The sequence below is a fragment of the Ectopseudomonas composti genome (assembly GCF_900115475.1).
Lineage (GTDB): Bacteria > Pseudomonadota > Gammaproteobacteria > Pseudomonadales > Pseudomonadaceae > Aquipseudomonas > Aquipseudomonas composti.
Genome location: NZ_FOWP01000013.1, coordinates 122,576 through 146,324 on the forward strand (window position 1 = coordinate 122,576; position 23,749 = coordinate 146,324).

Annotated in this window: 25 protein-coding genes; 12 read left to right on the forward strand and 13 right to left on the reverse strand. The window is 63.7% G+C overall.

Annotated elements, in window-relative coordinates; translation table 11 throughout:
• The first annotated feature begins 102 nt into the window (after positions 1-102).
• Positions 103-672, forward strand: coding sequence for a signal peptidase I (gene lepB / locus BM059_RS20605; RefSeq protein WP_074941157.1), 570 nt, complete (start codon positions 103-105; stop codon positions 670-672).
• A 30-nt stretch (positions 673-702) separates the two neighbouring features.
• Here the strand turns inward: lepB and BM059_RS20610 are convergent, their stop codons facing one another.
• Positions 703-1,128, reverse strand: a complete 426-nt coding sequence (locus BM059_RS20610; RefSeq protein ID WP_074941158.1) for a 3-isopropylmalate dehydratase — start codon at positions 1,126-1,128, stop codon at positions 703-705.
• Between the two features lie 184 nt (positions 1,129-1,312).
• On the opposite strand from BM059_RS20610, the gene BM059_RS20615 reads away from it, so the two are divergent.
• Positions 1,313-1,579, forward strand: a complete 267-nt coding sequence (locus BM059_RS20615; RefSeq protein WP_037000415.1) for a DUF2790 domain-containing protein — start codon at positions 1,313-1,315, stop codon at positions 1,577-1,579.
• Positions 1,580-1,651: 72 nt separating this feature from the next.
• On the opposite strand, the gene BM059_RS20620 is transcribed toward BM059_RS20615, so the two are convergent.
• Positions 1,652-2,089, reverse strand: coding sequence for an HIT family protein (locus BM059_RS20620; protein WP_074941159.1), 438 nt, complete (start codon positions 2,087-2,089; stop codon positions 1,652-1,654).
• Between the two features lie 320 nt (positions 2,090-2,409).
• On the opposite strand from BM059_RS20620, the gene BM059_RS20625 reads away from it, so the two are divergent.
• Positions 2,410-3,111: a glutathione S-transferase N-terminal domain-containing protein gene (locus BM059_RS20625; RefSeq protein WP_074941160.1), complete on the forward strand. Its 702-nt coding sequence runs from the start codon at positions 2,410-2,412 to the stop codon at positions 3,109-3,111.
• A gap of 59 nt (positions 3,112-3,170) precedes the next feature.
• On the opposite strand, the gene BM059_RS20630 is transcribed toward BM059_RS20625, so the two are convergent.
• A complete protein-coding gene (locus tag BM059_RS20630; RefSeq protein ID WP_074941161.1) occupies positions 3,171-4,481 on the reverse strand; it encodes an NTP/NDP exchange transporter in 1,311 nt (436 codons plus the stop codon).
• A 46-nt stretch (positions 4,482-4,527) separates the two neighbouring features.
• On the reverse strand, positions 4,528-5,577 hold the full coding sequence (locus BM059_RS20635) for an SDR family oxidoreductase (RefSeq protein WP_074941162.1): 1,050 nt from the start codon (positions 5,575-5,577) through the stop codon (positions 4,528-4,530).
• A gap of 295 nt (positions 5,578-5,872) precedes the next feature.
• On the opposite strand from BM059_RS20635, the gene BM059_RS20640 reads away from it, so the two are divergent.
• The 3 genes from BM059_RS20640 to BM059_RS20650 all read left to right on the forward strand — a co-directional run bounded on the left by BM059_RS20640 (position 5,873) and on the right by BM059_RS20650 (position 8,695).
• Positions 5,873-6,796 carry a LysR family transcriptional regulator gene (locus tag BM059_RS20640; RefSeq protein WP_074941163.1) on the forward strand — a complete coding sequence of 308 codons (924 nt, stop codon included), beginning with the start codon at positions 5,873-5,875 and terminating at the stop codon, positions 6,794-6,796.
• Positions 6,797-6,871: 75 nt separating this feature from the next.
• A complete protein-coding gene (locus BM059_RS20645) occupies positions 6,872-8,071 on the forward strand; it encodes an MFS transporter (protein WP_074941164.1) in 1,200 nt (399 codons plus the stop codon).
• A gap of 66 nt (positions 8,072-8,137) precedes the next feature.
• Positions 8,138-8,695: a COG3904 family protein gene (locus BM059_RS20650; RefSeq protein WP_074941165.1), complete on the forward strand. Its 558-nt coding sequence runs from the start codon at positions 8,138-8,140 to the stop codon at positions 8,693-8,695.
• Positions 8,696-9,589: 894 nt separating this feature from the next.
• Here BM059_RS20650 and BM059_RS20655 read toward each other — a convergent pair.
• Positions 9,590-10,891 carry an SLC13 family permease gene (locus BM059_RS20655; protein WP_074941166.1) on the reverse strand — a complete coding sequence of 434 codons (1,302 nt, stop codon included), beginning with the start codon at positions 10,889-10,891 and terminating at the stop codon, positions 9,590-9,592.
• A gap of 37 nt (positions 10,892-10,928) precedes the next feature.
• A complete protein-coding gene (locus tag BM059_RS20660) occupies positions 10,929-11,750 on the reverse strand; it encodes an amidohydrolase family protein (protein WP_208606118.1) in 822 nt (273 codons plus the stop codon).
• Between the two features lie 179 nt (positions 11,751-11,929).
• On the opposite strand from BM059_RS20660, the gene BM059_RS20665 reads away from it, so the two are divergent.
• Positions 11,930-12,667 carry a GntR family transcriptional regulator gene (locus BM059_RS20665; RefSeq protein ID WP_074941168.1) on the forward strand — a complete coding sequence of 246 codons (738 nt, stop codon included), beginning with the start codon at positions 11,930-11,932 and terminating at the stop codon, positions 12,665-12,667.
• A gap of 68 nt (positions 12,668-12,735) precedes the next feature.
• Here BM059_RS20665 and BM059_RS20670 read toward each other — a convergent pair whose 3' ends face one another.
• The 5 genes from BM059_RS20670 to BM059_RS20690 all read right to left on the reverse strand — a co-directional run bounded on the left by BM059_RS20670 (position 12,736) and on the right by BM059_RS20690 (position 16,737).
• Positions 12,736-14,046: a CitMHS family transporter gene (locus tag BM059_RS20670; RefSeq protein WP_074941169.1), complete on the reverse strand. Its 1,311-nt coding sequence runs from the start codon at positions 14,044-14,046 to the stop codon at positions 12,736-12,738.
• A gap of 159 nt (positions 14,047-14,205) precedes the next feature.
• A complete protein-coding gene (locus BM059_RS20675; protein WP_074941170.1) occupies positions 14,206-14,949 on the reverse strand; it encodes an SDR family NAD(P)-dependent oxidoreductase in 744 nt (247 codons plus the stop codon).
• Positions 14,950-15,012: 63 nt separating this feature from the next.
• On the reverse strand, positions 15,013-15,360 hold the full coding sequence (locus tag BM059_RS20680) for a hypothetical protein (protein ID WP_037004679.1): 348 nt from the start codon (positions 15,358-15,360) through the stop codon (positions 15,013-15,015).
• Between the two features lie 176 nt (positions 15,361-15,536).
• Positions 15,537-16,061, reverse strand: a complete 525-nt coding sequence (locus BM059_RS20685; RefSeq protein ID WP_074941171.1) for a DUF3087 domain-containing protein — start codon at positions 16,059-16,061, stop codon at positions 15,537-15,539.
• A gap of 79 nt (positions 16,062-16,140) precedes the next feature.
• The gene (locus tag BM059_RS20690; protein ID WP_074941172.1) at positions 16,141-16,737 is read right to left on the reverse strand and encodes a DJ-1/PfpI family protein; all 597 of its coding nucleotides are present in this window, start codon (positions 16,735-16,737) and stop codon (positions 16,141-16,143) included.
• An 83-nt stretch (positions 16,738-16,820) separates the two neighbouring features.
• Here BM059_RS20690 and BM059_RS20695 point away from each other — a divergent pair, with 83 nt between their 5' ends.
• Positions 16,821-18,155: an aminotransferase-like domain-containing protein gene (locus tag BM059_RS20695; RefSeq protein ID WP_074941173.1), complete on the forward strand. Its 1,335-nt coding sequence runs from the start codon at positions 16,821-16,823 to the stop codon at positions 18,153-18,155.
• On the opposite strand, the gene BM059_RS20700 is transcribed toward BM059_RS20695, so the two are convergent.
• Entirely contained in the window at positions 18,149-18,979 is an 831-nt protein-coding gene (locus tag BM059_RS20700; RefSeq protein ID WP_037004671.1) for an AraC family transcriptional regulator, read from the reverse strand. The genes BM059_RS20695 and BM059_RS20700 overlap by 7 nt on opposite strands.
• A 122-nt stretch (positions 18,980-19,101) precedes the next feature.
• Between BM059_RS20700 and BM059_RS20705 the strand changes: the two genes are divergently transcribed.
• The 3 genes from BM059_RS20705 (at position 19,102) to BM059_RS20715 (ending at position 21,730) form a co-directional block, all read left to right on the forward strand.
• Positions 19,102-19,620 carry a carboxymuconolactone decarboxylase family protein gene (locus BM059_RS20705; protein ID WP_074941174.1) on the forward strand — a complete coding sequence of 173 codons (519 nt, stop codon included), beginning with the start codon at positions 19,102-19,104 and terminating at the stop codon, positions 19,618-19,620.
• A gap of 18 nt (positions 19,621-19,638) precedes the next feature.
• Positions 19,639-19,893 carry a glutaredoxin 3 gene (grxC, locus tag BM059_RS20710; protein WP_074941175.1) on the forward strand — a complete coding sequence of 85 codons (255 nt, stop codon included), beginning with the start codon at positions 19,639-19,641 and terminating at the stop codon, positions 19,891-19,893.
• A gap of 190 nt (positions 19,894-20,083) precedes the next feature.
• Positions 20,084-21,730, forward strand: coding sequence for a methyl-accepting chemotaxis protein (locus BM059_RS20715; protein ID WP_074941176.1), 1,647 nt, complete (start codon positions 20,084-20,086; stop codon positions 21,728-21,730).
• A 63-nt stretch (positions 21,731-21,793) separates the two neighbouring features.
• Here BM059_RS20715 and BM059_RS20720 read toward each other — a convergent pair whose 3' ends face one another.
• A complete protein-coding gene (locus BM059_RS20720) occupies positions 21,794-23,239 on the reverse strand; it encodes an alpha/beta hydrolase (RefSeq protein WP_074941177.1) in 1,446 nt (481 codons plus the stop codon).
• Between the two features lie 153 nt (positions 23,240-23,392).
• Between BM059_RS20720 and BM059_RS20725 the strand changes: the two genes are divergently transcribed.
• Positions 23,393-23,749: a metalloregulator ArsR/SmtB family transcription factor gene (locus BM059_RS20725; RefSeq protein ID WP_074941178.1), complete on the forward strand. Its 357-nt coding sequence runs from the start codon at positions 23,393-23,395 to the stop codon at positions 23,747-23,749.

Below are 23,749 nucleotides of genomic sequence, written 5' to 3' on the forward strand. Positions count from 1 at the left end.
TCGCCCACTTCGCTCTATACCTCCGCACAGTTGAACGGCGCGGCTTGCAGACGCGTCGCCCACTCCACTATGGTGGCGCACCCACTGGTACAAGGATCGACCATGCGCTGGAATTTCTGGACAGGTTTCACCGCCCTGGCCCTGCTCATGCTTGGGTTCTATCTGCTCAATCCACTGGGCCCAGCTAGCCTCGACCCTCGGGCCCGCCTCGCGGGCTACGTGCCCTATCAGGTGCCAGCCAACTCGATGGCCCCCACCCTGCTGGCGGGCGATCACATTCTCAGCAGCGTCTGGGCCTATGTCGGCAAAGAGCCTGCACGTGGTGACGTGGTGGTCTTTGTGAGCCCGTTGAACGACATCGGCTACGTCAAGCGCATCATCGGTCTTCCGGGCGACCGTCTGGCAATGCACGATCATCGCGTTTACATCAACGGTAAGTTGCTGGACGAGCCTTACCTGCCGCCAGCACCCACCATAGAGACGCCACATCAGGACTACGGCAACCTGGCAGAAACGCACATCGCCGATGGCGAGTTCTTCATGCTTGGTGACAACCGCCGAAACTCCGCTGATAGCCGGCTCTGGGGCAGTGTGCCGCGAGCGAACCTGATCGGTCGTGTCGAGCGCATCTGGTGGGCACAGGATCCGCAGCGAACAGGCAAGGTGCGCTGATCGGGCAAGGATCCGTACCCGGCCTGGTGCTCAGGGCTTGTCCGGGCGAATATCGAAGCCGCCCTTGTTCTGACTGACGATACGCAGGTATTGGACTTCCCCACTTTTCACCGGCACTGCCACCTCGCGCAGCAGGCGGCCCATGCCGCACAAGGTGTCATCCATGCGATCCGGCGTGATGCCGACCACACGCGTACCAGGCGGCACCTGGAAGGTGGCGACCTCACCGACGCCGATGCGCGCAGCGACCTTACGGTCCACCTCGATGGCCACGAAGCAGCCGCCGCCCATCATCCCGAAATCGCGGTTGACCACGATCTGCGCGCCGCTCGCCTGCGCCTCCTGAAACGCCAGCAGACGATCTTCAGGTACCGGTTTGATGTTTTCCGGATCACCTCGAAACGATGAACAACCAGCCAGCAACAGCAGAGGTAGAACGATGAGAGTCGAACGCATGAAGCCCTCCATGGGCAGATGAGTGCCGCCTGAGTATTGGTGTTGGCGAGCCTGTGAGCAAGGTATCGATGGTGGCGATGTTCAGTAGCACAAGCATCGATTTCATCAATGAACAGCGCGATGTTTTCATTGCTCTCGAACCCAGCGCCACCCCACTCGGCGCAACTGACCGGAGACAATCAGCATGAAATTCGCAGCCATCACCGCCACCGTCCTTGCCGCCTTCGCCCCCCTGGCCTTTGCCAACGAGAAAGCACCCGCCAGCGCCAAGGTGGACGTGCAGGAATACCAGTACGGCATGCAGCTGGACATCGACCAGGTGCTGCAGCGCACCGACAACAGCCGCAAGAACGGTGTAGTGCCCAGCGTGTTGGTCTACCGCGACAGCCAGGGTGACGTGCACGCTGTGCGCTTCATGGAATGGGGCGGGCTGAGCAGCCAGAATGGCTAAGCATCCGCTGAATACTTGCTGCTCGTCGGCACTGCTGCCCCGGTCGCATCACGCGAGCGGGGCACTGTCGTTTCAGCCTTGCAGACGTTTGACCAGACGCGCCTGCAGCGCTTCCAGTTCGGCCGGGTCAGCCTTGCTAGCTGCGTGAATGCCCAGGCCCTCGCCCTCGAAGCGCGGGATCACGTGCATGTGGATGTGGAACACCGTCTGCCCGGCAGGCGCACCATTGAACTGCGCGACTTGCACGCCAGCCGGCTGCAATTCGTCGACCACGGCCTGGGTGATCTTCTTCACCACAGCCATGACCTTGGCCAGACTGGCGTCGTCGATTTCCAGGATATTGCGCGCGGCGGCGCGTTTGGGGATCACCAGGCTGTGGCCTTTGGCTTGCGGGAACAGATCGAGGAAGGCCAGTACGTCGTCGTCCTCGTAGAGTTTGTAGCAGGGCAAGTCGCCACGAATGATCTGGGCGAAGATGTTCTGGGAATCGTAAGTACCGTGCAGGCTCATGCCGATGGGCTCCGTGCCGGGTGGATGAAAACCCGCACCATACCGCCTCGTTCACATACAGGGAACCAGGCAGGATTGCTCGAGTCGATGACTACTAGCAGCTGGATCGATTTCCTTCACCACAGTCACTCGTGTTTTGATCGCCCCTTTCGTAGAGGCTGTTCAGGATCTCGCGAGCTAGAGCGATACAAGGCAAAAACAAGCGAGGAAGCGCAGTTTACGAATGGTAAATGAGCATTCCGAGCTTGTTTTTAACGCAGTAGCGCCGACGCGCAGCAGATCGTGAACAGGCTCTTAGGCCCCTTCGACCTGGAACCCACATGACCGACCTCAGCCCTTTCCACATCACCCGCAAATGGCCTGCCCAGCACCCCGAGCGTCTACAGCTCTACTCGCTGCCCACACCCAATGGGGTCAAGGTCTCGATCATGCTGGAAGAAATCGGCCTGCCTTACGAGCCTCACCTGGTCGACTTTGGCAGCAACGACCAGTTCAGCCCCGAGTTCCTTTCACTGGCGCCGAACAACAAGATTCCGGCGATCCTCGATCCCGACGGGCCGAATGGCCACCCGCTGCCGCTGTTCGAGTCCGGCGCGATCCTGATCTACCTCGCGGAAAAGACCGGCAAGCTGCTGCCGCAGGACGCTGCTGCCCGCTACGAAACGATTCAATGGCTGATGTGGCAGATGGGCGGCCTGGGGCCGATGTTTGGCCAGCTCGGTTTCTTCGTCAAATTCGCCGGCAGCCAGTTTGAAGACAAGCGTCCACGTGACCGTTACGCCGCTGAATCGGCACGCCTGCTGGGCGTACTCGACCAACACCTGCAAGGCCGTGACTGGATCGCTGGCGAATACAGCATCGCCGACATCGCCGTATTCCCCTGGATTCGTACCCTGGCGGATTTCTACGAGGCCGGTGATCTGGTGCAGCTCGAGCGCTTCACCAACGTGCGCCGCGTGCTCGACGCCTTCCTCGCCCGCCCGGCGGTACAGCGCGGCCTGAACATTCCGGCGCGTAGCTGATGCGGTTGTGGGAGTCGGCTGCCGACTCCCGCAACACTGCACCTCTCGATTGGGCTGACTCAATGAGTCTCTACCAACTTTTGCTCGGCGCTGCGCTGATCGGCCTGTGCCCCCAAGTACCAGCCGAGCAATCCCCATAGCGCCGCACTGGCCGCACCGACCAACGCCACCAGCCAGGCGCCCTGAGCCAGCATGTCGAGCAGGCTTTTGAGCCAACCACTCATGGCATCGCCCGCGCGATAGACCACGGTGTCGATGAAGTTCTTCGCCTTGTACTTGCTCTCGGCGTCCAGCGGTGCGAAGAGCATTTCCCGCCCTGGCCGCACGAAGGCGTACTCACCGATGCGCCGCACGATCATCAGCGCTGCAAGCATGGCGAAGGTCGGCATCAACGCCAGGCCGATGAAACCGACACACACCAGCAGCGGCACACAGGCCAGCAACACCCGCACGCCCATACGCCGCGCGATACGACCGGTGATGAACAGCTGGGCAATCAACGCGCCGGCCTGCACCACGAAATCGATCACCCCGAATACCCGCACCTGATCGGCACGCTGTGGGAACAGCTCGGCCACCAGGCGCGCCTGCTCGAAGTAGAGGAAGGTACTGGCCGTGGCCAACAGGATCACAAACCCGGCGATACCCAGCAGGTAGGGCGAGGCCAGCACGCGGGTCAAACCGCTGAACGGATTACCCGGCACCGGCCTACGTGGGCTCTCGGCCTGAACCGCACCAGCGCGCCCGGCACCACCCTGCTCGCGCCAGCGCATCAATACCTGCTTGAGCGATAGCGCGACGGCCAGCAATACAGCGGCCAACAGAATCAACCCGGCCTGACCAAGAATGCCGATCAACAGTGCACTCAGCGCAGGCCCGGCCAACCCGCCGACACTGGCACCTGCGGCGATGAAGGCGAACAAACGCTTGGCCTGCTCACTGTCGAACACGTCAGCCATCAGGCTCCAGGCCACCGAGACGACGAACAGGTTGTAGACCGAAATCCACACGTAGAAGCTGCGCGCCAGCCATACACTCTCATCAGCGCTGAAGAACAACAGGGCGAACAACGCCAGGTTGAGGGTGAAGAAGCCGTACACCCAGTCGATGAAATGAATCCGCGGCACCCGCGAGCTGAGCCAGGCGAACAAGGGCACCGCGATCAGCATCACCACGAAGGTGGCGGTGAACAGCCATTGCAGGTTCTCCACGCCGGAGACGATGCCCATGGCCTCGCGGATCGGGCGCAGCATGAAGTAACCGGAGAACAGGCAGAAGAACAGGGCAAAACCGGCCAGCGCCGGCCACAGCTCGTTGCGCTGCGCGTTGATGGCCACGGCCACGCGCTGCGCCATCGTTGACGATGACATGCGAAACTCCTTGAACGGGCGCGCCAACGAGGCGCGCCGGGATGACTCAGCCGTATCTGACGCCAGTCAGGCGCTCGGCCACCGACCACAGGCGCGCGCCGTCATCAGCATCCGTCGCTGCCTCCGGCACCTTGGCCAAGCCCAGTGGGCCGCGTTTTTCCTCTTCGCCGGTCGGGCCGTAATAACGACCGCCCTCGGCCTCAGCCGCCGTCGCCGCGAACAGCGATGACAGCGCGCCTTGCGCCGCCGAGTGATAGACGTCTCGATCCTTCGCCCACTGCTGAGCGAACTCGCTTTCCAGTCCAGGCCCGCGCTCGACCAGTTCGGTGACAGCCACGCCAGGATGCGCGGCCACGCTGCGAATGCCCCAGTCATTGGCCAAACTGCGCCGCTGCAACTCGAAGGCCATCATCAGACAGGCCAGCTTCGATTGGGCGTAGGCGACATAGGGGTTGTAGTTGTTCTGCGACTGCAGGTCATCGAAATTGATATTGCCGCGGTTCACGGCGATGCTCGCCAGGGTCACCACGCGCGGGTCGGACGACTTGCGCAACGACGGCAGGAGCAAACCGGTCAGAGCGAAATGACCGAGGAAGTTGGTCGCCAGCTGCATCTCGAAGCCATCGCGGGACACGCCGCGCTGCGGCGGCGCCATGATCGCGGCGTTGTTGATCAGCACGTCCAGCACCTCGCCCTCGGCATTCAGGCGCTGAGCCAGGCTGCGCACCGAAGACAGATCGGCCAGATCCAACTGCTCGAAACGCAGACGCGCGTCCGGCACCTGTGCGCGGATGCGCTCGACGCTCTCGGCACCACGCTGCCCATTGCGCGCGGCAATGATCACCTGCGCACCCGCCCGGCTCAGGGCCAGGGCATCCTCGAAACCCATACCGCTGCTGCCGCCGGTGACCAGCATGCGCTTGCCAATCAGCGATGGCATTTCGCTCGCCTGCCACCCTGGTGCGGTACTGGCCCAGGCGAATGTCGGCACGCCGCCCAACACCCCGTGCAGGGCAAGACCACCGCTTACCATACCGAACAGTTTCAGGGCGTCACGACGTGTATGGCCTAACCCCACAGCACTCTTCTTGTTCATCGGCTGATTCCTCGTGTCCGTTGACTCGATGCGCCAGAGCCGGCGCACGCACAGGACATAGAGTGCGGGCAGATGCCGCGTACGATAAGCCGGCCAAAACCGAACAACGCATACGGTCAGGCGGACAGTTACCTGGTGTTTCAAAGGCGCGAACCGTGGCCCGGATGCAATCCGGGGCCATTGCTACAGATTCCCGGATTTCATCCGGCCACATCCCAGCAAGTGCCCCTCAGGATTGGCAAAGCGGCCGCAGCGCCGCATTATCGACTCCTTCGCAATCAGCCAGCCGACGCCCATGCGCCAACCCAACCTATCCGACATCGCCCTGTTCGCTGCCGTGGTCGAGGCCGGTGGCTTTCGCGTCGCGGCGCAACGCCGCGGCATGTCGGCCTCGTCGCTGAGCGATTGCGTGCGCCGCCTGGAGAAGGAGCTGGGCATGCGTCTGCTCAATCGCACCACACGCGGCCTGACCCCGACAGAAATCGGCGCACGCTTGCTGGAGCGCCTGCGCCCGGCACTGGATGAGATCAACGCCGCACTCAACGACTTGCAGGAAGATCCGCAGAACCCGATTGGCTCGCTGCGCCTGCATGTGCCCGGCGTGATCGCGCGGCACATCCTGCCGCAACTGCTCGATGGCTTTCTCGCTCGCTATCCCGGCATCGCGCTGGAGGTGAACATGGACAACACCTTCATCGACGTGATCGGCTCCGGTTACGACGCCGGCATTCGCTACGAAGAAAGCCTGGCCAAGGACATGATTGCCATCCCCATCGGGCCGCGCCGGCAGTGTTTCATGGCCGTCGCGGCGCCCAGCTACCTGCAGCGCCACGGCACGCCGCAACACCCCAGCGAACTGAGCGAGCATCGTTTGCTCGGCTATCGCTTCGCCAGCGGCAAGCTCGGCGTATGGGAGTTCGAGCAGGACGGCCGCACCTTACGCATCACCCCCGAGGGCCGGCTGGTCAGCTCCTCGCAGGACCTGCTGATCGCCGCGGCCTGTGCCGGCCACGGCATTCTCTACACCTTCGAGGAATACATCGCGGCGCACCTCGCCAGCGGCCAGTTGCAACCCTTCATGCAGGACTGGTGGCAACACTTCAACGGCCCGTTTCTTTACTACCACAGCAGACGTCACGTGCCGGCGCCGCTACGCGCCTTTGTCGACTACGTGAAAGCCATGAACGCTCTGGACCATTCGTCTCAAAGCCCGAAATAGAGCGGCCGCCAATACCCAAGCAAAGCGCTGGGAGATTATAATCGCGCGCTTGCTTTCACCCCTTCCAGGTCACTCATGAACAGTTCTGCATCCGACGCCGCGACGAGTCTGTCGCCGGGCGCGATCCTTCTCATTCAACTCGCCCTGGCCCTCGGCGGCTTCGCCATCGGCACCGGCGAGTTCGCCATCATGGGCCTGATGCCCAATGTCGCCGCCGACCTTGGTGTCAGCGAGCCACAAGTCGGCCACGTGATCAGCGCCTATGCCCTCGGTGTGGTGGTCGGTGCACCGGTGCTGGCCTTGCTCGGCGCACGTCTACCACGGCGCATCCTGCTTCTGCTGCTGATGGGCTGCTTCGCCCTCGGCAATTTCGCCAGCGCCCTGGCGCCAAGCTACGAGCCGCTACTGATCTTCCGCTTTATCGCTGGCCTGCCGCACGGCGCCTATTTCGGCATCGCCATGCTCGTCGCTGCCTCCATGGCGCCACCGCACAAACGCGCCAAGGCGGTGAGCCGGGTATTGGCTGGCCTTACCGTGGCCATCCTCATCGGCAACCCGCTGGCCACCTGGCTCGGCCAGTTCATGAGCTGGCGCTACGCTTTCGCCCTGGTCGGGGTGATCGCCATCACCACCATCGCCATGGTCGCGATCTTCCTTCCGGCCGATCCGCACGAGCAGCGCAGCAGCCCCTCGGGCGAGCTGCGCGCCTTCAACCGCGCGCCGATCTGGCTGGCCCTGGGCATAGGCTCGATCGGTTTTGCCGGGATGTTCTGCGTGTTCAGCTACATGGCGCCGACCCTGCTCCACGTCACCCAGGTCGGGCCCGGCTGGATTCCCCTGGCCATGGGCGTGTTCGGCGCCGGTTGCATTGTCGGTAATAGTGTCGGCGGCTGGCTGTTCGACCGACTGCGCCTGCGCGCCGTGGCCTGGATCCTCGCCTGGAGCACGCTGGTGCTGCTGGTCTTCCCGTTCGCCGCACACAGCCTGTGGACGATCCTGCCGGCGATCTTTGCCCTCGGCACCATGATCGCCCTCGGTCCGGCGCTACAGACCCATCTGATGGACGTCGCCACGGGGGCGCAGACTCTGGCGGCTGCGTCCAACCACGCCGCGTTCAACGTCGCCAACGCACTCGGCCCCTGGCTCGGCGGCCTGGCCATCAGCGCCGGCATGGGCTGGACGGTCACTGGCTATATCGGCGCGGCCACGGCCGTTGGCGGCTTGCTGCTGTTCGGCTGGGCGTGGCAGGTGCAGCGCAAAAGCGAACACATATGACAGATGCGGGATGGTGCGCCGGCAGGTATCGTCTACCTCCCGAGCCACTGCCCTGTAACCCGTCCGATGATTGCCCAGCGTTTACGATTCGCCCTGATCGGTACCGCCCTGTTCACCGCTCTGACCGCCCACGCCCAAGTGGAAGTCGAGGCCAATGCCGGCATGCTGGCGGCGAAGATTTCCGAAGAGATCGTTCCTGGCGACTACGAGAAACTGCTACAGGGTTTGCGCGCCAATCCCGGCCAGTACATGCGCAAGATCGTGCTGCTCGACAGCATCGGCGGTAGCGCCCCGGAAGCCATCCGCATGGGCCGCCTGCTGCGCGAAACCGGCTTCGAGGCGCTGGTGCCTTCCGGCGGCATGTGCCAGGGCAGTTGCATCTACCTGCTGGCGGCTGGCAGCAAGCGCACGGTCAACGGCCACGTCGCCCTGCGCCGGCCGCCCTTCCCCGCCGGTGACTCGGCACTGGCGCAGGCCGCCCATGGCAGCCAGCCATTCAGCCCGGCCAAGTACTTTCGTGACATGGGCGTCGACGTAAGCCTGGCCGAAGCGATCTACCAGGCCCCGCCAGGTCGCTTGCGTCTGCTGAACCAGGATGAGCTAGCGCGTTATCGACTGAAATAGCGATACCCGCTGAAGTGAAGCAAGCCTCGGCATCACGCGATGCCGGGGCTTTTTTTCAGGTTCTGAGCATTCTCGCGGGTGATACGCATGACACCGGGCTGGCAAATTTGTGTGCGTATCGCTTACTGACTTAGCACTATCCGTTACCGCGTGTGCTGAGCGTTTGGGTTGCGCCCCTTACGGGCGCCACACCTTTCTTGCTTGCCCAAGAAAGGTGTGCCAAAGAAGGGCACCCCGACATCCGGGTTTCGCTGCGCGAAACTTGATTCGCTGCGCTCACCCTGCGGGCCAGCCTCCGGCTGTTACTTCGCTTCGCTGCGTTTCCTCGCTCCGGCGCTGCTCTTGGGGCCGGCTTACATGGGCCATCCCTGGCTCATTAAGCGGGGCCGCCATCGGTATTTCGCCGCATCCATGCGGCTCGTCCCCCTATGCAACACCTCCACTCGGCCTCCTGAAGGGGGACCGGGCCGCGAGCTTGCGAAATTTTCGGAAGATCAAAGTAGGTAGCGTTTGGCTTTTGCTCTTGAAGCGCGATCTCACAGACGACGCCCAAATCCCCTTCAGGAGGCCGAGTGGAATCGCCGCGTAAGGGGTTGAGCGACATGGATGTCGCGAGAGCTGCGATGGGCCAGGGATGGCCCTTCGCAGCGTGCCCCTGGAGTGGTGATGGAGCGAGGGAACCCCGGCGAAGCCGGGGCCGGATGGTGGGGTGCCCTTCTCTTTGGTTACTTTCTCTTGGGCAAGCAAGAGAAAGTGACTCGCCCGTAAGGGGCGAAACCCATCAGACCAGGCGACGTGCTAATGGATAGTGCCAAGTCATCGACAGCTAACACTTAATTACCAGTCCAGTATCAACTCGCACTTTCCCCAGACTATGCGAAGAACCTTTTTTCATCAGAACAGGAAGGTCAGCGCCAGGTTGAACAGCATCGCCGCAACGAAGCCGATGGGCGCGGCGCGCAGCAGCAGTTGCGAGAACAACGACGAGCGTACCTTCTCATCGGTACAGGAACCCAGCAGCAGGCTGCCACCGGACGAGAACGGCGAGATCGAGGTGGCCTGAGCGCCCACCACGATGGCGATGAAGATGATCATCGGATCGATCGACATCGACGCCGACAACGGCAGCACCATGGGGAACAGTGCCGGCGTCACCACGCCGAGCGTGCTGGCGAAGATCGACATCAGTGCCGCGACCACACCGAAGGCCACCGGAATCATCACTGGCGGGATGTTGCCACTGATCCAGGATGCCAGGGAATCGATGGTGCCGGCCTTGATCGCGACGGTAATCAGCATGCCGACACCGCAGATCATGATCAGCGTGGCCCAGGGCACCGAGGCGATGGCCTTGCGCTCGTCGCCGAGTTTGAGCAGCAGCGCGATCACCGAGAACACGCTGGCGATCAGGCCGATGTCCACCTTGCTGTTAATGAACTTGACCGTGGCATTGTCCGGGAAGGCCAGCAGGGCCAGCGGCGCAGCCAGAACCAGCACCATCATCAGCACGGTCAGCAGCAGGGTCAGTTTCTGTTCGCGGTTGAAGGCTTGCGGCAGGTCAGCGTTGATCACCGCGTTCTTCAGGTTGCGGCCATGGCCACCGAGGAAGACGAAGGCCGAGATCACCAGAACAGGGATCACTGCCGTGCTGGCGAAGATTGCCAGGGCATTCACGAACGCCTCGCTCTCGGGCATACCGGCGCTGGTCATCAGGCCACGGAAGATGATGCCGCTCTGACTGGAAACGAAGTTCGCTCCACCCAGCGCGCCGTAGTTCACCGCCATACCGCCCAGGATCAGGCTCATGCCGGTACGCTGGCACAGCAGCAGGGTCAGCGGCGCCATGAAGGCCAGTACGGTGTAGTAACCCGCGCCCATAGCCGCGATCAACCCCGAGGTCAGGAAGATTGCGTACGGCAGCAGGTGCGGCACGCCACGGCAGCGATACAGCAGATGCCCGGTGAGTTTTTCCAGGGTGCCGTTGACGGTGGCGAAGCTGTAGAACAGGCAGACTGAGAAAATCACGAAGAAGATCTTCAGCGGCCACATGTTGATGATGTCGCCCGGGCTCATGCCCATGCCGAAGCAGCCCAGCAGGTAGGCGAAGGCAATGGCGAACAGGCCGATATTGATCTTGGTGGTGTACCCCAGCGCGACGGCGAGGACGATCGCGGCGACGACGAGCAAGCTCATCATGGTTTGACTCCTTTTGTTGTTCTGATGTGAGCAGTGGTTACGCCGAGGCGAAACCGAACAGGGTTGTAGGGTTCTCCACCAGAACGCGGCGGCGCTCCTCGGGGTTGGGCAGCAGGGCCTCGAGCAGCGCTAGTTGCTGATCGTAGCGGGTCTGCGACTCGAACTGGGTGTTGGGCCAATCGCTGCCCCAGACGAACCGTCCCACGCCGCCGCAGGCCTCGCGCAGACGCGCTTCGATGGCCTGGGCACGGGCCAGATCGGATTGGCTGCGGTAGGCCGCTGAAAGCTTGATCCACACCGGCGCCTGGCCGAGCAGGTCGAAGAAGACCTCATGCTGCGCAGCGTCCAGTTGCACGCTCGGCGCAGGCAGGCCGAAGTGATCGATCACCACGGTGACGCCGGATTCGAGAATCGCCGGCACGATCAGCGCCAGGTCGTCGAAGCTGCGCTGAATTTCCACCTGCCAGCCACGGCGCGCCAGACGGCGGAACAGACCACTCCAGGCCGGGCCGGTGTAATCCTCCAGCGCCTTGCCGATCAGGTTCAGGCGCACGCCCACCACGCCGGCAGCGGCCAACTCGTCCAGCTCGGCATCGCTGACCTGCGCATCGACCACCGCCACGCCACGCAGGCGCCCCGGGAAGCGCTGTAGCGCCTCGAGCATGTAGTGGTTGTCGGTGCCAAGAAAGCTGGGCTGGATCAGTACGCCATGGGACAGCCCGCCTGCATCCAGATGAGCCAGGTACTGCTCCACGGTGGCGTCATAGCTGGGGCTGTAGCGGCGGCCGGGAACCATGGGCAGGTCCTGGCGAAAGATGTGCGCGTGGGTGTCGATGCCGGTGATTCCGGCATAAAGCATGGGCGTCACGAAGCGATACCTCTGTCGATTCTTGTACGAGCCGCCGGTACGAGCGACTCCTTCTTGTAAGTCATATATTCATATATATGATTAGATGACTGTATCTACAGAGATCGAGTGCTGTCAATCTGCAGGCCAGTGGTAAAGTGACGGCCGGTCGAATTGCGGATGTGAGGCTTATGAGCACCACGGCTCTGGGACAGGACGAACGCCTGCCGCTGTATCAGCGGCTACGCGACGAAATGCTGGGGAAAATTGCCGCTGGCGAATGGCTGCCGGGTGAGGCTATACCCACCGAAGCGGAGTTGACCCGCCACTACGGCGTGGCTGTCGGCACGGTGCGCAAGGCGGTGGAAACCCTGGTCACGGAAGGCCTGCTGCTGCGCGCCCAAGGGCGAGGCACCTTCGTGCGACGGCCGAACTTCGACGGCTCGCTGTTTCGCTTCTTCCGCCAGGTCAGCGCCAGTGGCCAGTCTCAAGTGCCGCAGAGTCGCATCCTCGACTGCCGCCAGGTACCTGCCGACGCCGCCGTCAGTCAGGCTCTGAAACTGGGCGAAGGCGATCCCTGCGTCTTCCTCCAGCGCCTGCGCCTGATCGACGGTCGCCCGCTGTTCCATGAACGTATCTGGCTGCCGGTTTCACGCTTCGGCGCCCTGCTGGACATCGCCGCCGACGACTTCCCGCAATTGCTCTACCCCTTCTACGAGCAGCACTGCGGCCAGCGCATCGCCTCGGCCCAGGAAACCCTCACCGTCTCCGCCGCCGATGCCGAGCTCGCTGCCGTGCTGGGTGTGGCCGAGGCCAGCCCGAGTGTGATCATCGAACGCACCGCACTGGGCTACGACCGCACGCCACTGGAATATCGCCTGTCACGCGCTGCGGCGGAGAACTTCCGCTATCAGGTGGAAATCAGCTAAGCACGACGTCCAGATGCAAAACGCCCGGGCAAGCCCGGGCGTTAGATTTACTGCAGACGGAGCTGGGTCTAGAACAACCCGAGTGCCCAGGCCGCGCCGAACAGCACCAGCGAGAAGCCCCACATCCACCACAGCGAGTAACGGATGTGCCGGCCCAGATCCAGCCCGGCCAGCCCCAGCGCCAGCCACAGCGCCGGCGAGAACGGGCTGATGAAAGTGCCGATGATGTTGCCGATGGTCAGCGCATAGACCACGCTGGCCGGCTCGACACCCTGGGCGCCGACCACTTCCAACGTCACCGGCAGCAGGCCGAAGTAGTAGGCGTCGGTGCTCAGCATCAGCTCCATTGGCAAGCCAAACAGGCCGAGCACGATATGCATCTGCCCCACCAGCGGTGCCGGCAGCACCTGCGCCAGGTCCTGGGCGATGGAAGTGAGCATGCCGGTACCGGTGAAGATGCCGAGCATCGAGCCCGCCGCCAGGATGATCATGCCCATGCTCAGCGCAGCGGGAGCGTGGGCGGAGATACGTTGCATCTGCGCCTTGCCGCCCGGATAGTTGATCAGCAGCGCCAGGCACAGGCCGATCATGAAGATATAGCCGGCCGGCAGTACGCCAGAGAACAGCGAGACCAGCACACCCAGGAACAGCGCGGCGTTGGCCCAGAGCAGACGCGGGCGCTCCAGCGCGAGTTCCTCGGCGCTCGGCTCGTGCAGATCGCTGCTGGTTTCCACCAACACGCCCTCGTCGTCAGCCTTGCCGGCAGCGATACGACGCTGCTCACGCCAGCCCAGCAGCGCCGCCAGCGCAACCAGCAGCACCACGCCGATACCCTGAATGGTGATCAACGGACGCCACAGTTCGGTGACCTCGATACCGGTCACAGCCGAAGCGCGGCCCAGCGGACCGGCCCAGGGCAGCATGTTGAAGATGCCGGCACCGAGCGCCAGCAACAGCAGCATCAGATAAGGGCTCATGCGCAATTGCTTGTACAGCGGCAGCAAGGCGGGAACGGTGAGCAAGAAAGTGGTAGCACCGGCACCATCGAGGTGCGCCAGCATGCCAATCACGGCGGTGGCCACGGTCACCGCGATCACATTGCCGCGAGTCAGTCGCACCATGCCACCGATCAACGGACGGAACAGCCCGGTGTCCTGCAGCACGCCGAAAAAGGTGATGGCAAACACGAACATGGTGGCAATCGCCGTCACGCGGCCGATGCCATCGGTGAAGAAACCGGAAATCGCCTCCGGGCCAAAGCCCGCGGCCAGAGCGCCCAGCAGCGGCACCACGATCAATGGCAGAACAGGCGACATGCGCCCGATAAGCAGCAGCACAACCAGGCTGCAGATGGTCAACAGGCCAATCAGGGTCAACAAACCGCTTTCTCCTCTTTTTCTTGTAAAGCACGCGAAAAGCGCGTGCGGAGGCTAAGAGGCGAACCTTTCAAAAACCTTTAAGCGGCGGACATGCATCACGCTAAATGTCAGTGGATATGTCGCCGAATCGGGGCGGCAGCCCTGCCACCCCGACGCCACTTATTGCAGGGTATAACCTTTGTCCACCACCCAATCCTGGCCGTGGACGCCGCGTGCACCATTGCTCAGCTGGAACAGCACCACCTCGGCAATCGCCTGCGGATCGAGGAACTCGCCGTCGACCAGGCGCTTGCCAACCTCACTGGCAACGCCCGCCAAGGCATCGTCGGCCAGGCCCAGACTGTTCCAGATCGGTGTCGCCGTCGGCCCCGGTGAAACCAGATTGAGCCGCAGCCCTTCGCCGGCATGTTCCAGCGCCAGGCTACGTACCAGCGCCGAGAGCGCCGCCTTGCTGGCGATGTAACCGCCGAGCCCGGCAAACCCCAGTTGCCGCAGAAAGGTACTGATGAACACCACCGACGCAGGCCGCGCCAGATGTGGCCTGAGCACCTGAAAGGTATTGATTGCACCGGCGCCGTTGACCTGCCACTGCTGCTCGAACGCCTGCATGTCGCAGCCCGATGCCAAGCGCGCGATCCCGGCGTTGGGCACCAAATAGTCGACTGCACCGAGCCGCCCCGCCCGCTCGGCCAGCCCATGCAGCGCGTCGATATCGGTGACGTCACCCGCACACCAATGCAGCTGTTCTGGATGCAACACCTGCAGCGCTTCCAACGCGCCCAGACGCCGTGAAAAAGCCAGCACGCGCGCGCCGCGCTGCAGCAACAGATCACACACAGCCAGACCAATACCCGAGCTGGCCCCGGTGACGACAGCCAGACGACCCTGAAAATTCGTATTCATGAAGTTCCTCGAAGCGAAAAGAGCATGAGTGCCGCGGCTTCCACGAGCCGCACTGAAATCGACTTACTGCGCCTGCAGGCGGATGCCGTTCATCTCCACCTGCTGGCCCAGCGCGAAACGCTCCTTGGGCGAGCGCACCCACTGCTCACGACCGTCTTCGTGGCGCACCACATAGGCAGAGCCACTATTGCCCGTGGCAGCCTGCACCTGCGCGCCAGACCAGAGCCCGGCGGCGGCGCCAACCAGCGCACCGACAGGGCCACCCGCGGCGGCACCCAGCATCAGGCCGGACAAACCACCGAAACCGGCACCCACCGAGTTTTCTTCACGTTCGGCCACCACTTCGGCAGCCTGCAGAACATTGGCGGCCGCAAGGCCGAGGGAAAGGGCAAGCAAGGCAATGAATTTCATCTGATTTCTCCTGTAATGGGCATTGCACCCGGAGATAGTCAGATTTTGTGCCATGTATTTTCTCTATAAAAAACAGATAGATAAGAAAACACAGGTGCTAATGACAACAAGGGGATCAGGTCACAATGACAACCTTAAAGTCATTGTGACTCCAACCCTGGATCGACAAGAAGTGTTCAGCTAAACGTTTTGACTCGCTCCAGCCAGGCCAGATCGAGCCGCGTCTGCTCGATGTCCAGCCCCTGCTGCTCCATCGCCTCGCGATGGCTGTCAATCTCGCGCACCATCTGGCTCAGCTCGCTGGAGTTGCCATCGAGCTGATGCATCTGGGTCACCCCCAGGTGGTAGAAGCGCAGCAGCTTCATTGCGCTCTCATCCCCCTGCGTCACACCCGCCTTGACGTGATGCATGACGTTGGTGACACGCATCAGGCTGCGCTTGAGTCGCCAGCCATAAACGGCCGGTGCCATGAATGGCCGTGACCAGAGTTGCTGGCGCACCAGGGCGATGCTCAGGCCCAGCCCCGCCACCACACCGAGCAGGTTCCACTTGAAGTTGTCGCCACCGGGCGTGCCGAACACCTGCGTGCTCAGCGTGGCGCAAAGCATGGCCAGTGCCACGAAGATGACCGCGATCAGCGCGGTGCTGCGGCGGGTCTGCTGACGGTAATAGGCGGGGTCGATGGGCTGGATTTCGAACATGCGCGAAGGCTCGTGGCGGGGTCGATGCGCGATGGTACGACAGCTCGCCCATACGGCACGAATCCGTCTCGCCTCCACCCTAGAGATAAGGACCAATCGCTGCCATGGCTCCCGCCAGGTACTGCGCTTTCTCACCCACAGGCGCCACGTAATGCAGCGCCTGGCGCGCCTCGTCGAGGCCGACCAGACGGGCGATGACCCACGCCGCGAGATAAGTCGATGCCAGGCAACCGCCTGCCGTGGCGACATTGTCACGGGCGAACAGCGGCTGATCGAGCACCTGCACACCTGCCTCCTGCACCCAAGGCTTGCTGGTCAGGTCGGTGCAGGCGGCGACGCCGTCGAGCAAGCCGAGCTTGGCCAGTACCAAGGTGCCGGAACACTGCGCCGCCAACAATTGGCGCGCCGGGTCGAGGCGTAGTTGCGCCATCAGCGCTTCATCCGCCACCACCTCGCGGGTGCGCATGCCACTGCCGACGATTACTGCATCGGCCGCGCAGGCCTGCTGCAGGTCGATTTGGCTATCGATCACCAGCCCGTTCATGGACGTCACGCGCGCAGCAGGGCTGGCGATGCTGACGCGCCAGTCGGGCCGGCGTATGCGGTTGAGAATGGCATAAGCGATCAGCGAGTCGAGTTCGTTGAACCCTTCGAAGGTCAGAATGGCGATGTGCATGGCAGCTCCTGTCATGAAACGGGTTGCCGCGCAGCTTCAAGGCAATGATCATGACAATCAAATAATTGTCATGGATACAACCCATGCCCCGCGCGCGCTACAAGCAACTGGTCGATCAGTTGGCCGCCGACATCCGCTGCGGCACGCTCGCGCCTGGCACACGCCTGCCCACACACCGCGAACTGGCCACACGGCACGGCATCGCCCTGGTCACCGCGTCACGGGTCTACGCCGAGCTGCACACCATGGGCCTGGTGAGTGGCGAAACCGGGCGCGGCACCTTCGTGCGCGAGACCAGCCTGGCGCCCGGTCACGGTATCGACCAGCCGGAGACCGAGGGCGGCATGCTCGACCTCAACTTCAACTACCCCGCGCTGCCGGGGCAGGCCGACCTGCTACGCCAGGCCCTGCGCCAGCTGGCATTGTCCGGCGACCTGGAAGCGCTGCTGCGCTACCAACCGCATGCCGGGCGCCCCCACGAGCGGGCATTGCTGGCCAGGCACCTGACGGATCAGGGGCTCCCGGTCACGGCGCAACAGGTGCTGATCGTCAACGGCGCCCAGCACGGCCTGGCGCTGACCCTGCAGACCCTGCTCAAACCCGGTGACGTGGTCGCGGTCGACGCTCTCACCTACCCCGGTTTCAAGGCGGCCGCTGCCGCGCGCGGCCTGGAACTGCTGACAGTACCCTGCGACGCCAGCGGCCCCGATTTCGAGGCCCTGGCGGCGCTGTGCAGGACGCGCCGGGTACGGGCGATCTACAGCATGCCGACCCTGCACAACCCACTGGGTTGGGTGCTCGACCGGCCGCAGCGCGAGCGCCTGATCAAGATCGCTCGCGAGCACGATCTGCTGATCATCGAGGATGCCGCCTACGCCTTCCTGGCGACCTCGGCGCCAGCGCCGTTGGCCGCGCTGGCGCCAGAACGTACGGTGCACGTGTCCGGCTTCTCCAAAAACATCGCCACCGGCCTACGGGTCGGCTACCTGACAGCGCCTGCCACCTGGGTCGCCGCGCTGGAGCGCAGCATCCGCGCCAGCACCTGGAACACGCCGGGCATCATGACGGCGCTGGTCTGCGCCTGGATCGAAGACGGCACACTGGCCCGCCTGCAAGCGCAGAAGCGCGACGACGCCCACTGTCGGCAAGCCCTGGCTCGGCGCGTGCTGGCCGGCCTGCAACCGATCGGCCATGAGGCGAGTTACTTCCTCTGGCTGCCGTTACCGGCCGAGGTACGCGCCGATCAGGTCGTGGCACACCTGCTGCGCGAGCAGGTGGCCGTGTCCACCGCCGAACCGTTCAGCACCTCGGAGCAGGTGCCTCACGCGCTGCGCCTGGCCCTTGGCTCGGTCACCCTGGCGCAACTGGAAGATGCGCTGAACAGAGTCAGGCAAGCCATCGCCCACTTCGCCTATTGAACGACCTGGCGCAGCCATTCGCTGGGGCTCGTTCCCACCTTGCGGCGAAACGCGCGGGCCAGGGCCGAAGGGCTTTCATAGCCGACCTCATCGGCGATCAACGCCATGGGCCGGCCCTCGCGCAAACGCTTCTGCGCCAGGCTGACGCGCCATCCCACCAGGTAATCAGCCGGTGTCGCACCGACCACATCGTGAAAGTGCGCGGCGAAACTGGCGCGCGACATACCGGCCAGCGTCGCCAGTTCGGCCACCGACCAGCCATGCTGCGGCTTCTCGTGCAGTTGATTGAGCGCGCGCGCCAAACGTGGCTCGGCCAGGCCCGCCATCATCCCCGAGGCCAGCTCGCGACTGTTCATCAAGTGCCGCAGCAACTGGATCACCATCAACTCGAACAGGCGGTTGAGCACCAGTTCGCGCCCGCAATCCTCCCCTGCCGCCTCGGCGAACAGCCAGTCCAGGCAACCACTCAGACTTGGCAACTCGCGCAGCGGTTTGACGATGGCGCCGGGCAGCGACCGCGACAGTGGATTGTCGATACCGCCGTCGAACGCCAGCGTGGCACACACCAGTTCGGCACCATCGGCCTCGCTGGCCGTCATCTGGTGCAGGCGCGGCCTGGCCACCAGCATCAGGCTCGGCTCTTCCAGACGCAGCTCGCGCCCATCGCCCTCGCGAAAGCTCATGCGTCCGGCCCGCAGCAGGTGAATGTAGCCATGCGGCTCATGCTCGCCATGACTGCTGGTGCCGCAGAAGCCACCGCGGTGAAAGGTGCTGGCGTGCAGGTTGAAGTGATGCAGCAGGCTGGACAGGCGATCCATGGTCATCTCGCACTATTGGACGATCTGTCGCATAACATCGACGATCTGAATCCGAAAAGCCAGGTCGATTCACTAGCATGGCTCCAGGCTTGAACGACAAGCTCCCCACCCAAGACTGGAGAAACACCATGACTCGTATCGCCGCACTGCCATTCGAACAAACCGCTGCCGGCGCCCAGACGCAACTGGAAGGCATCCGCAAGGGCCTCGGTTTCATCCCCAACACCTTCGCCACCCTGGCCCACGCCCCGGCCGCGCTGAGCGGCTACCTGGCACTGTCCCAGGCGCTCGGCAAAGGCACACTGAACGCCAAGTCACGCGAAGTGGTGGCGCTGGCCAGCTCGCAGGTCAACGGCTGCGAATACTGCCTGGCCGCGCACACCCTGTTCGCCGGCAAGGCTGGCCTGAGCGCAGCGGACATTCGCAGCGCCCGTGATGGCGAGTTCGATGCCGTGGCGCGCCTGACCCGGCAGATCATCGAGAGCAGCGGCCGCCTCAGCGATGCGCAGCTGCAGGCCGCCCGCGATGCCGGGCTGAGTGACGCCGCCATTGTCGAAGTGGTGGCCAACGTCGCCCTGATGACGCTGACCAACTACCTCAACAACCTGGCCGAAACCGCTGTCGACTTTCCACCAGTGACCGTCTGACAACGCAGGAGGTGCATCATGCAAGCCGTTACCCTCTACACCACCGGCCACTGCCCTTACTGCGTCAACGCCAAGGCGCTACTGACACGCAAGGGCGTGACCTTCGAGGAAATCGACGTAGGAAGTTCACCGCAGCGCCTGGCGGAAATGCTGCAACGCAGCAACCGCCGCAGCGTGCCGCAGATCTTCATCGGCGAGCAGCATGTCGGTGGTTTCGATGACCTCGCCGCACTGGAACGTGGCGGCGACCTGGAGGCGCTGCTGCACGCCTGACCCCTGATGGCCGACCTCGCCGGCGGCCATCATCCCTTCTGCGCCGGCAGTTGTGCCGGCCTACTTCTTTTCGTCAAAGCGGTCGTCTTTGCCCTCATGCACCAGGCCATCTCTGCCGATACAGGAGCAGCAATATCGGCCCGATAGGCTGAGCATTGCCCTGCGCCCTATCTCGAAATGGAGTCTTCCCATGCGTCTCGACGCCCTCTCTTTGAAAACCCGCCTGATCATCGCGGTGGCGATTCCCTGCATCGCCCTGCTGCTGGTGGCGCTGACCAGCCTGAGCAGCATGTCGAGCATGCATCGAGACACAGAGGTGCTCTATCTCAATACTGCCGCGCCGATGCGTGCCATGGCCGAAGTGGCCTCGCGTATCCCGCGCATGCGCGTCGGGCTCGACATGATGCTGCTGCAGGAAACTCCGCTGCGTGACGAGCGCGGCGTCAAGTCGCGCGTACAGGACGCCCGCAACGAGGACGTGCCCGGTATGCGCGAGGCGATGCGTCAGGCCGTGGCCGCCCAGGTCAACCCGGAGCGCAAGGCGCAGGCGCAGCAGTTGCTCGACCAGTTCGAAGCCATGGTCAGCAACGAACTGAACCCGATGCTCGCTGCCTTCGATGCGGGTGACATGGCCAGGGCGCAGCAGATCTATCGCGATCAGTACGCCAAAACCTACGGGGTGATGCGCCAAGGTGCCAATGACCTGCTCGATGCCCTGCTCAAACAGGCCGAGCAGCAGAACCTGCACAGCGCAAAAAGCTACGACGATGGCCTGACTCGCCAGATCGCCATCATCGTCACTGGCCTGCTGGTGTCGGTCCTCATTTCCTGGCTGATCGTCATCCAGCTGCGCCGCCGCGTCAGCGTGCTGCAGAACAGTCTGGGCCTGGCCGCCGACAACCTGGCCCTGGATACCCGCATCGACCTGCCCGGCCAGGACGAGCTGAGCGAGATCGCGCGCAGCTTCAACCAGTTCATCGACAAGGTGCACGGCGCCATGCGCGAACTTGCCGACAACTCACGCCAGCTCTCGGGCATGGCCCGCGACGTGGCCGAACGCGCGCGCCTGACCCAGAGCAACTGCACCGCACAAAGCGACCGCACGGTACAGGTGGCCACCGCCATCAACGAACTGGGCTCGACCGTCAACGAGATCGCGCGCAACGCCGAGAACGCCGCAGCAGTAGCCCGCGAAGCGACTCAGCATGCCAGCGACGGCAGCGCCGTGGTCAGCCAGGCGCATCGCCAGGTCGACGCCCTCAACGGCGAACTGGAGCAAGCCGCCAAGGTGATCGAGGCACTGGCCGCGCAAACCAACGCCATCAGCACCACGCTCAACACCATTCGCAGCATTTCCGAGCAGACCAACCTGCTCGCCCTCAACGCCGCCATCGAAGCGGCGCGTGCCGGCGAACAGGGCCGTGGCTTTGCCGTGGTGGCCGACGAGGTGCGCACCCTGGCTAGCCGCTCCGGCGCCTCCACCGAGGAAATCCAGCAAGTCATCGACCGCCTGCAGAACGAATCACGCTCGGCCGTCGAGGCCATGGCCAAGGGGCAACGGCAGAGCGCGCTGGTGGTGGAATACGCGAGCAAGGCGTCGGTAGCGCTGGAGCAGATCAACAGCCATATCGGCCAGATCAGCGACCAGAATATCCAGGTCGCCACCGCTACCGAGGAACAGTCCAGCGTGGTGGAAGACATCAACCGCAACATTGTCGACATCAATGAGCTGACCGTCGGCACCACCCATATCGCCGATCAGCTCAACCAGGCCAGCAGCGATTTGCAGGCGCTGTCGACCCAGCTCGATGGCCTGGTCGGGCGTTTCCGGTTGTAACCCCTCAAACCACTCGGTGCGCACGGTGCACCCTACGGTCGGACGCCGTAAGCACCGAGCCACCTACAGGTCTTCGTCGATGCGCTCACGCAAATAGGCGTAGAAGGGGTTGGACGTCATACGTTGCAAACTATCGAGCCCCACCACCAACACGCCGTGCTCACCGCGCGGTGCCAGCGTGCCAAGGGCTACGCCGTAGAACTCCGCGGAGGTCGGTTCGCTGCCATACAGCGGATCGTCCGTGGGGAACGGCAGTGCAACGTGCGACAGCGAGAACAGCTGGCTCGGGTATTCGACGTTCAATGGCGTCACCAGCGCCTCACGCTCGCCGGCTGCGATTCGCCGCGCCTCGACCTGACGACCACCGCCCTGTGCAACGCCCACCACCGTCAGGTCGTAGTCACGCTGGGCCGGTGGCAGCAAGGTCTCCAGCAAGCCGCTCATGTCCGCCCGCAGCAGCGAGCTGGCCGCCTGCGAGCGGTTGATGTCGAAGATCACCAGTTCGCTGCCATTGGCTGGAAGGCGCTCGAACAAATGGCGTACCACGGCCGGTGTACTCACCGTACTGTCGGCCAGCGACTGGAAAGCCAGCACCGGCGGTAGTCGTGACAGACGGCCATCGGCCTCGGCAGCGTCGAAGGCGCTCTGTACCTCATGAGTCAGCTCGTAGGTCTGCCGCGCCGCGTGCACCGGGAAGGAGTTGTACTTGAACGGGTTGAACTCCGGCAGCACGTTCATCCAGGCCGACTTGGCGAAGGCCGGCAGCAACGCCGGCAGGGCTGCCAGCCCGGCATAACGGGCGTAGCTGGTGACGCCGATCATCGGCGAAATCAGCACCAGGCGTTGCGGCATGGCCAGTTGCTCGTCTTCCAACGCAGCCAGACTGTAGCGCAGCGCCAGCGCGCCGCCATTGGAATAGCCGAGTAGATACAGCGGCTCGTCCGGCACCTGGCGCCGCGCCTCGCGCACGGCCAGACGTGTGGCCGCCAGCCATTGTTCCCAGTGCGCATCGGTGAGCGCCGCCGGCACCGTGCCGTGGCCGGGCATACGCGGCACCACGGCGAGCAGCCCCTGCTCGCTGAGGTGCCGGGCAATATGGCGCAGGCTGTAGGGCGAGTCGGTCAGGCCATGCAGCAACACCACCACACCCCGCGCCGGGCCTTGCGGCTGCAGGACGAAGGAGCGGTTCCAGTCATGCGGCAGATTGCCGGGGTAGACCGGGCTGTCGCTGGCGTAACGACTGTACGGCGCCCTGCCGGAGGCCGTGACTGGCTCGATCAGCTCACGTTGCAGACGCTCGAACAGCGCTGCCTCAGCAGCCAGGTAGGCCTGCCAGTCGCTCGCGTCCAGCTCGCTGACCTCCAGTTCCTGCGGTACCAGGCGGTGCCAAGGTTCCAGCTCGGGCAACGCCGACAGCCCGGCGATACGAATGCCGAGCAAGACCACCACGATCAACAACAGCACTACCAGCGTCCAGGCCATCACGTTGCGCATGCGCGATAAACGCATCCAGCGCCTCCCTCGAAAAATCTCTGGCCGGGAAAAACCGTCCCGGCGACCGGCTTGGCGACTGTAGTGCAAAGCCGCCCCCAATCACCACCGGCTTGCCTTTAACATATGGATTTCCGTATATTCGCAAAACCATATATACGAGCTCACCCCATGTCCGACCACCTCACCCCGCCCGCGCTGTTCAAATCCCTGGCCGATGAAACTCGCGCGCGCGCCGTGCTGCTGATCGCCGAACAGGGCGAGCTGTGCGTGTGCGAGCTGGTCTGCGCGCTGGGCGACAGCCAGCCGAAGATCTCCCGTCATCTGGCGCAACTGCGCAGCAACGGCCTGTTGCAGGACCGCCGCCAGGGTCAATGGGTGTACTACCGCCTGGCACCGGACCTGCCGCAATGGGTGCGCGACGTGCTGACCGCCACCCTGGCAGCCAACCGCACCTGGCTGGAGCAGGACGCCAGCCGCCTCGCCAACATGGGCGACCGCCCTGCCCGCCTCGCCACCTGCTGCTGA

Coding starts and splice junctions, on each gene's coding strand:
- grxC (WP_074941175.1), top strand. CDS start 19,639: ATGCAAGCCGTTACCCTCTACACCACCGGCCACTGCCCTTACTGCGTC.
- BM059_RS20615 (WP_037000415.1), top strand. CDS start 1,313: ATGAAATTCGCAGCCATCACCGCCACCGTCCTTGCCGCCTTCGCCCCC.
- BM059_RS20635 (WP_074941162.1), bottom strand. CDS start 5,577: ATGAACAAGAAGAGTGCTGTGGGGTTAGGCCATACACGTCGTGACGCC.
- BM059_RS20645 (WP_074941164.1), top strand. CDS start 6,872: ATGAACAGTTCTGCATCCGACGCCGCGACGAGTCTGTCGCCGGGCGCG.
- BM059_RS20690 (WP_074941172.1), bottom strand. CDS start 16,737: ATGCACATCGCCATTCTGACCTTCGAAGGGTTCAACGAACTCGACTCG.
- BM059_RS20660 (WP_208606118.1), bottom strand. CDS start 11,750: ATGCTTTATGCCGGAATCACCGGCATCGACACCCACGCGCACATCTTT.
- BM059_RS20700 (WP_037004671.1), bottom strand. CDS start 18,979: ATGACCATGGATCGCCTGTCCAGCCTGCTGCATCACTTCAACCTGCAC.
- BM059_RS20695 (WP_074941173.1), top strand. CDS start 16,821: ATGCCCCGCGCGCGCTACAAGCAACTGGTCGATCAGTTGGCCGCCGAC.
- BM059_RS20665 (WP_074941168.1), top strand. CDS start 11,930: ATGAGCACCACGGCTCTGGGACAGGACGAACGCCTGCCGCTGTATCAG.
- lepB (WP_074941157.1), top strand. CDS start 103: ATGCGCTGGAATTTCTGGACAGGTTTCACCGCCCTGGCCCTGCTCATG.
- BM059_RS20685 (WP_074941171.1), bottom strand. CDS start 16,061: ATGTTCGAAATCCAGCCCATCGACCCCGCCTATTACCGTCAGCAGACC.
- BM059_RS20630 (WP_074941161.1), bottom strand. CDS start 4,481: ATGTCATCGTCAACGATGGCGCAGCGCGTGGCCGTGGCCATCAACGCG.
- BM059_RS20625 (WP_074941160.1), top strand. CDS start 2,410: ATGACCGACCTCAGCCCTTTCCACATCACCCGCAAATGGCCTGCCCAG.
- BM059_RS20705 (WP_074941174.1), top strand. CDS start 19,102: ATGACTCGTATCGCCGCACTGCCATTCGAACAAACCGCTGCCGGCGCC.
- BM059_RS20620 (WP_074941159.1), bottom strand. CDS start 2,089: ATGAGCCTGCACGGTACTTACGATTCCCAGAACATCTTCGCCCAGATC.
- BM059_RS20680 (WP_037004679.1), bottom strand. CDS start 15,360: ATGAAATTCATTGCCTTGCTTGCCCTTTCCCTCGGCCTTGCGGCCGCC.
- BM059_RS20675 (WP_074941170.1), bottom strand. CDS start 14,949: ATGAATACGAATTTTCAGGGTCGTCTGGCTGTCGTCACCGGGGCCAGC.
- BM059_RS20640 (WP_074941163.1), top strand. CDS start 5,873: ATGCGCCAACCCAACCTATCCGACATCGCCCTGTTCGCTGCCGTGGTC.
- BM059_RS20715 (WP_074941176.1), top strand. CDS start 20,084: ATGCGTCTCGACGCCCTCTCTTTGAAAACCCGCCTGATCATCGCGGTG.
- BM059_RS20720 (WP_074941177.1), bottom strand. CDS start 23,239: ATGCGTTTATCGCGCATGCGCAACGTGATGGCCTGGACGCTGGTAGTG.
- BM059_RS20725 (WP_074941178.1), top strand. CDS start 23,393: ATGTCCGACCACCTCACCCCGCCCGCGCTGTTCAAATCCCTGGCCGAT.
- BM059_RS20655 (WP_074941166.1), bottom strand. CDS start 10,891: ATGATGAGCTTGCTCGTCGTCGCCGCGATCGTCCTCGCCGTCGCGCTG.
- BM059_RS20610 (WP_074941158.1), bottom strand. CDS start 1,128: ATGCGTTCGACTCTCATCGTTCTACCTCTGCTGTTGCTGGCTGGTTGT.
- BM059_RS20650 (WP_074941165.1), top strand. CDS start 8,138: ATGATTGCCCAGCGTTTACGATTCGCCCTGATCGGTACCGCCCTGTTC.